Source organism: Coleofasciculus sp. E2-BRE-01 (assembly GCF_040221695.1).
Classification (GTDB): Bacteria; Cyanobacteriota; Cyanobacteriia; order Cyanobacteriales; family Coleofasciculaceae; genus Coleofasciculus.
On record NZ_JAVKEA010000080.1, the window covers coordinates 1 to 5,651 of the forward strand.

The window sequence follows — 5,651 nt, forward strand, 5'->3', positions numbered from 1 at the left end:
GAACCAACTCCTGTACAAAGAAAGGCTTTAGATTTATTGGGCGTCAGCCTGATTTGTACCCAGTGACGCCAAAAGCCAAATCGCCCTAAGCCAAGATACGCATACGGTGTAGCGATTTGTCAAAGGGGAACTTCAGTTTAAAATTAATAATATTCTACGCCCATTGGTGACAAGTTAAGCTTGGATGCTAGTTGTCAAGGCAGGTTTGAGAGAATATATTCAGAATTAAGTTCCCGTCTAATTTACGCGAACGACTTGGCGTAAGGTTAAGAGGTCGTTATGATTAACAAGAGAAAAGCTTGACATCATAATTTATAAATTATGATTTATGACCTTTTCTATAACCTCGCCCCCGCTCAATTTCATCTCTAAGTTCCTTGAGTTCTTTCAGATTCAACTTCTTGGTATAACAATTATGGTTATCCCCCAATACCATCTTGCTATAGCTCTGTAAACTCTCAATCCAGGGAAACTCAGTCATCCGGAAACGCCACGACACTCCCGGAAGCGGAGGTAAGTTTAACGCCTCTCGCACCACGAAACGACCAATGGTAAATGCACTGGTATTGGGGTCCCAGGTATCGCCTTGTAGGTCAAGATCCCAGGTTCCAATCAAATGAAAAACCTTGCGCGAACTCTTCAACTTAATAATCCACTGCACACTAAACCGATGAGTCCGAAAAATCTGGTCTTCCTGGGCTAACGATAGCTCCAAGATGGACGTATCCCTATCAGAAAATGAGTTAGCATCCAGAGCTAATCGAATCGCCGCCAAGTTGTCAAGAGTAATCAGCAGATTGTGACGGGGATTGTGTTGATTCAGTAGATACCAGGTTCCTACAGCACCGGGCGCGTCTCGTTCGACGGACAAAAGCACGATGGATTCATCAGCCGAATAGGTACGCTCAAGAACCAGAAACGTTGGTTGGAACGTTTCTGGTTTCTGAAAAATGCGGCGAATCCACCGAGTCAGCCATCGAAACCATTGTCGTAAACTCTGTTGCTTCACTGATGTCGCGTTCTCAGGGGGGATATGTTAAAACTTCTCATCGACAATGGCTTGATCCGAAGTGCTTGATCCGAAGTGCTAGTTCCATGATGGAGATAGGGACAGAACTTACGCACACTCTTCTATATGTAGTAGGCTGGCAAGCTTAAAGTTGTGGGTAAAATTTTTCTGGATCGCTACTCTCATAAGGGTTTGAGAAAATACTTGACCACTGTTTTAAGCTTGCCAAGCTAGTAGGGTAGGCAATGCCCACCTACCACTATAAATAAGGTTTGAATACTCAAATTGCCTAAGTCCTGAGGGAAACTAGCTTAACCCATCCCCACCCATAGTTATGGGTTAACTCAGAATTCTCTAACCCTTCGGACGTTCCACCGGAGGAGTCTCTACAACCCCTGCTCCCCCTGCTCCCCCTGCTTCCCCTGCTTCCCCATCTCCCCCTGCTTCCCCTGCTTCCCCTGCTTCCCCTGCTTCCCCATCGTTCGCATTCCCTGACAGCTTATCCCTAAATCCAGAAATTCTGAGTTAAAGTGAATTTTGAACTGACAATTTTTCCCAATCATCAGGTCAGTCTATGAACTCGTTAGTTGGTAAAACCCTACAGGGTGGCAAATACACTCTAGAGCAAGAACTAGGACGAGGGGGCTTTGGCATCACCTATAAAGCCACCCATCACTATTTAGGTCAGGTGGTGGTGATTAAAACCCTAGACGAGTCCATGCATCGTAACCCCGACTGCTCTCGGTTTCAGCGCCTATTCCAGGATGAAGCACGACGGCTCGCCTTGTGTACCCATCCCAATATTGTCCGAGTCAGTGACTTCTTTGTGGAAGCAGGGTGGCCCTACATGGTAATGGACTATGTAGACGGTCAGACCTTACAAGAGATTTTACTTCCCGGAAAACCCCTCAGTGAAGCCACCGCCATTCATTACATCCGCCAAATTGGTGACGCCTTAACCGTAGTCCATCAAAAAGGTTTACTCCACCGAGATATTAAACCTGCCAACATCATCCGGCGCGAAGGCACACACCAAGTTGTCCTCATCGACTTTGGCATTGCCCGGGAATTTAGCCTGAATACAACTCAAACCCACACTAACATGCTGTCTGAGGGCTATGCCCCTTTAGAACAGTATTTAATCAAAGAAAAACGCACCCCAGCCTCCGATGTTTACGGTTTAGCCGCCACTCTCTATACCCTGTTAACGGCCCAAATCCCCACACCTGCCGTTATCCGGGAACGTCAACCTATGCCCGCTCCCCGTGACCTCCAACCCCAACTCAGTGCTGCCGTAAATCAAGCGGTCATGCGCGGGATGGCAATTGAGGCACGTTATCGCCCTTCATCGGTAGCAGAATGGCTATCCCTGTTGCCGGATGTTTCCTTTGAATCCAGCCCGGTATTCGTCTCCAATCCCGTATCAACAACCAACGGAGCCACTGTAGCTTTAACCCCACCACAGGAAGCCAGTTCCCGTCAGCGAGAATCCCAGCCCACTCAATATACGCCTTGGCATCGACGCTTAGGTGTTTCTCCCGTTTTACTAGGAGTGGGGGCTGTCATTGCCACCAGTTTGGTCGGATTGGGAACGATTTGGTATCAGTCTCAAAATCTATCAACCCCACCAGCGGCTGAACCTTCATCTCCAGAGGAATCCCTAAACTCTGATCCCCAACTTAATGATAGTGAGGAAACGACTGAACCCAGCCAGGACAAAAATGCCCCGGCTTCGGAGCAGGAACAGAAACCCTCTCGCCGCTCTTTTCCGGGATTCCCTAAAAAATCAAGAGATTCAGTTGAACCTTCTCCCTCACCCACTGCTGAAGACCCTTCATCCGCTCCTGGAGAATCACCCTCCTCTGAGAAAAAATCGCCAACTTCAGTCCCTAAACCTTCACCTAATTCATCCCCAATATCCCCTGCTCAATCTCAACCGCCAGAACCGCCAGCCCCCTCTCCAGAGGTTCCCCAATCGGCTGAGTCTTCTGAATCGGTCAGCGAACCCCCGTCTGAGTCTGTTGGCGAACCCCTAGAAAACCTGAAAAAAGCGCCTGCTCCCCCAGAAGCCCCCCTACCGAAAAAACCCGAAACCACTGAAGAGGATGAGGGATGAGGGATGAGGAATGAGGAATGACGAATGACAAATGACAAATGACAAATGACGAATAACAAATGACAAATGACAAATGACAACCAATACGGTTTAGCTCTACATACCACCAGTCCCCAACTCGGATTAGCCATTAGTAATTTTCAGAGTGATCATCGTGCAGCTATCTGGGATTTGGGACGAGATTTATCAACTCACTTACATCAACACTTGGGTGATTTTTTACTCCCAAACGCTTGGTCAGATGTGGCATTTATTGCCGTCGCCAAAGGTCCCGGAAGTTTTACAGGCACTCGTATTGGTGTGGTAACAGTCCGAACGTTGGCACAGCAACTGGATATTCCTTTATTTGCCATTTCCACCCTGGCAGCCGTGGCTTGGTCGGCAACGCTTCAAGGGAAAGAGCATCGGAAAACCTCACACGAAAGAGCGATCGCGCTACAAATGCCTGCTCGACGGGGACAGTTGTATACCGCAATCTATCAGCCATCCTCAGAGGGTTCTAGCTTGACGCCGCTTGTACCCGATGCCGTGATGACACCCAATATCTGGCAACACGTCCTAGACAATCAAAACCTCCCCTATCAACTCATTGAGGTATCCGTTAATTTAGGAACTTGTGTCACCAGTGTATTAGACTTGGCTTATGTGGATTGGCAGCAAGGAAAACGCCCTCACTGGTCGGATACGTTACCGTTTTACGGACAGCATCCAGTTACTGGAACAAAAAGCGATTAACTGTGAATTCGAGGTTCTGGGTAAAGCGTGCTAAGTAACTGACTTTCTACCGTCGCCAGTTCTGCTAACCTCTGGCTGACAACCTCCCGCTCAAAATAGGTATCCGCTAGCACCCAGTAAACCCCGTAATGTCGTGCTTCAGATGTCATCAAACCTTGATAAAATTCAGCTAACTCCGGGTCAGGGCAGTGAGTTGCCAGTAATCCCAGCCGTTCGTGAGAGCGAGCCTCAATTAGAGCAGCAACCAATAAAGAATCCAATAGCCGATCCGGTTCATGGCGGCGAATCTGAGCTGTTAGCTTAGCGCCATAAGGTGACGGGGATAGGGACGCTAGGGGAATACCCCGTCGTTCCAGCCATTGATTGACCTGTTCAAAGTGATCCAATTCCTCACGCGCGATCGCGGTAAGCTGACGAACCAGTTGCGTACTCGATGGATAGCGGAAGATTAAATTCAGGGCTACACCTGCCGCTTTGCGTTCGCATTGGGAATGGTCGAGTAGAATGAGATCAAGGTGAGCTAGGGCTTGTTCAACCCAAGTCCAGCTCGTGGGTTGTTGGAGGGCATGAATCATTACCCAGGGAGAATCTAACACAGGTTTTGGTGACATCGAACTGTCTTGTGAATCACAATAGGGGGAAGATGATTAGGATAGAGACTAGGAAACTGGTATTTATCAATGGCGTGCCGGATGCTCAACGAAAAAGGTGTTAAATTCAATGAATTTCCTCTGAAACCTGGAAGATAGATGTTAGCACTTGTTTTAACTAATAGATAATAGAGTATCCTAAGCCTGAGAATCTTGACCACCCTTGGTAAATATACCTCGGCACACAATCGTCCAGCTTTTGGTAACCAAACTGGTGCAAGTAAACGTTTATGGGTGCTACTTATTATTTGACGACACGGATTTGGATCAATAAACAATGACTCACCGTCGGATTGTTATCGGTGACGTGCATGGGCACTACGATACCCTAATGACCTTATTGGATGCGATCGCTCCTAGTAAAGACGATCAAGTCTATTTTTTGGGAGACTTAATTGATAGGGGTTCCCAAAGCTCTCAAGTTGTTGAATTTGTCAAGCAAAGCCCTTATCCTTGCTTGCTAGGCAATCATGAGCAAATGCTATTAGAAATCCTGGGTCAGGGAGAAATCTATGGTCCTGCCCTGCAAGCATGGCTCTATAGTGGCGGTCACAGTACCATCAATAGTTATGGTGAGAGTGGTGTCCGCCAAGACCATATCGAGTGGATGCGTACCTTACCCACCCATATCGATTTGGGAGATACATGGTTAGTCCATGCTGGAGTTCATCCCCATTTACCCCTGGAAAAACAAACGACAGAACAATTCTGTTGGATTAGAGACGAATTTCATAGCATTCAAGAGCCTTATTTTACCGATAAGTTAATTATCATTGGTCATACGATTACCTTTACCTTGCCAGGAGTACAACCGGGACGAATTGCCCAAGGTCGAGGATGGTTGGATATTGACACGGGCGCGTATCACCCGAAAAGTGGTTGGCTCACAGGATTAGACTTGACAAACTCACGGGTTTATCAAGCCAATGTTTTTAAACAACGGGTTCGCCAAATGCCACTTGAGGAGGCGGTGACAAGAGTAGAGCCTTCACAACTCTTACCACCTAAATCGCGAGGAGCTACGGCTTCAACCGGAACGAAGTGGAGGTAAGCCGTAGGGGGAGAGCGGGAAATACTTCGGCTAAACGCCCGAAGTATTTCCAGTTATTTCCCGCTAGTTGGTATAATGTTAGCCATGAAA

The 5,651-nt window shown here is 47.6% G+C and carries 6 protein-coding genes; 3 read left to right on the forward strand and 3 right to left on the reverse strand.

All coding sequences use genetic code 11. The annotated features are described in order from the left end of the window. Positions 1-319: 319 nt before the first annotated feature. Complete coding sequence (locus RIG66_RS09660) at positions 320-1,009, reverse strand: hypothetical protein (protein WP_446377462.1); 690 nt, start codon at positions 1,007-1,009, stop codon at positions 320-322. A 386-nt stretch (positions 1,010-1,395) separates the two neighbouring features. Next, positions 1,396-1,572 carry a hypothetical protein gene (locus RIG66_RS09665; RefSeq protein WP_446377464.1) on the reverse strand — a complete coding sequence of 59 codons (177 nt, stop codon included), beginning with the start codon at positions 1,570-1,572 and terminating at the stop codon, positions 1,396-1,398. Between the two features lie 11 nt (positions 1,573-1,583). Here RIG66_RS09665 and RIG66_RS09670 point away from each other — a divergent pair, with 11 nt between their 5' ends. Both RIG66_RS09670 and tsaB read left to right on the forward strand, forming a co-directional pair. Continuing rightward, positions 1,584-3,125 (forward strand): serine/threonine protein kinase, encoded by a 1,542-nt coding sequence (locus RIG66_RS09670; RefSeq protein WP_446377466.1) that lies wholly within the window; start codon positions 1,584-1,586, stop codon positions 3,123-3,125. 66 nt (positions 3,126-3,191) lie between these two features. Further along, positions 3,192-3,860 carry a tRNA (adenosine(37)-N6)-threonylcarbamoyltransferase complex dimerization subunit type 1 TsaB gene (tsaB, locus tag RIG66_RS09675; protein ID WP_446377468.1) on the forward strand — a complete coding sequence of 223 codons (669 nt, stop codon included), beginning with the start codon at positions 3,192-3,194 and terminating at the stop codon, positions 3,858-3,860. On the opposite strand, the gene miaE is transcribed toward tsaB, so the two are convergent. Beyond that, positions 3,857-4,471 carry a tRNA isopentenyl-2-thiomethyl-A-37 hydroxylase MiaE gene (gene miaE / locus RIG66_RS09680; protein WP_446377470.1) on the reverse strand — a complete coding sequence of 205 codons (615 nt, stop codon included), beginning with the start codon at positions 4,469-4,471 and terminating at the stop codon, positions 3,857-3,859. The genes tsaB and miaE overlap by 4 nt on opposite strands. A 316-nt stretch (positions 4,472-4,787) precedes the next feature. On the opposite strand from miaE, the gene RIG66_RS09685 reads away from it, so the two are divergent. Continuing rightward, entirely contained in the window at positions 4,788-5,561 is a 774-nt protein-coding gene (locus RIG66_RS09685; RefSeq protein WP_446377472.1) for a metallophosphoesterase family protein, read from the forward strand. Positions 5,562-5,651: the final 90 nt, after the last annotated feature.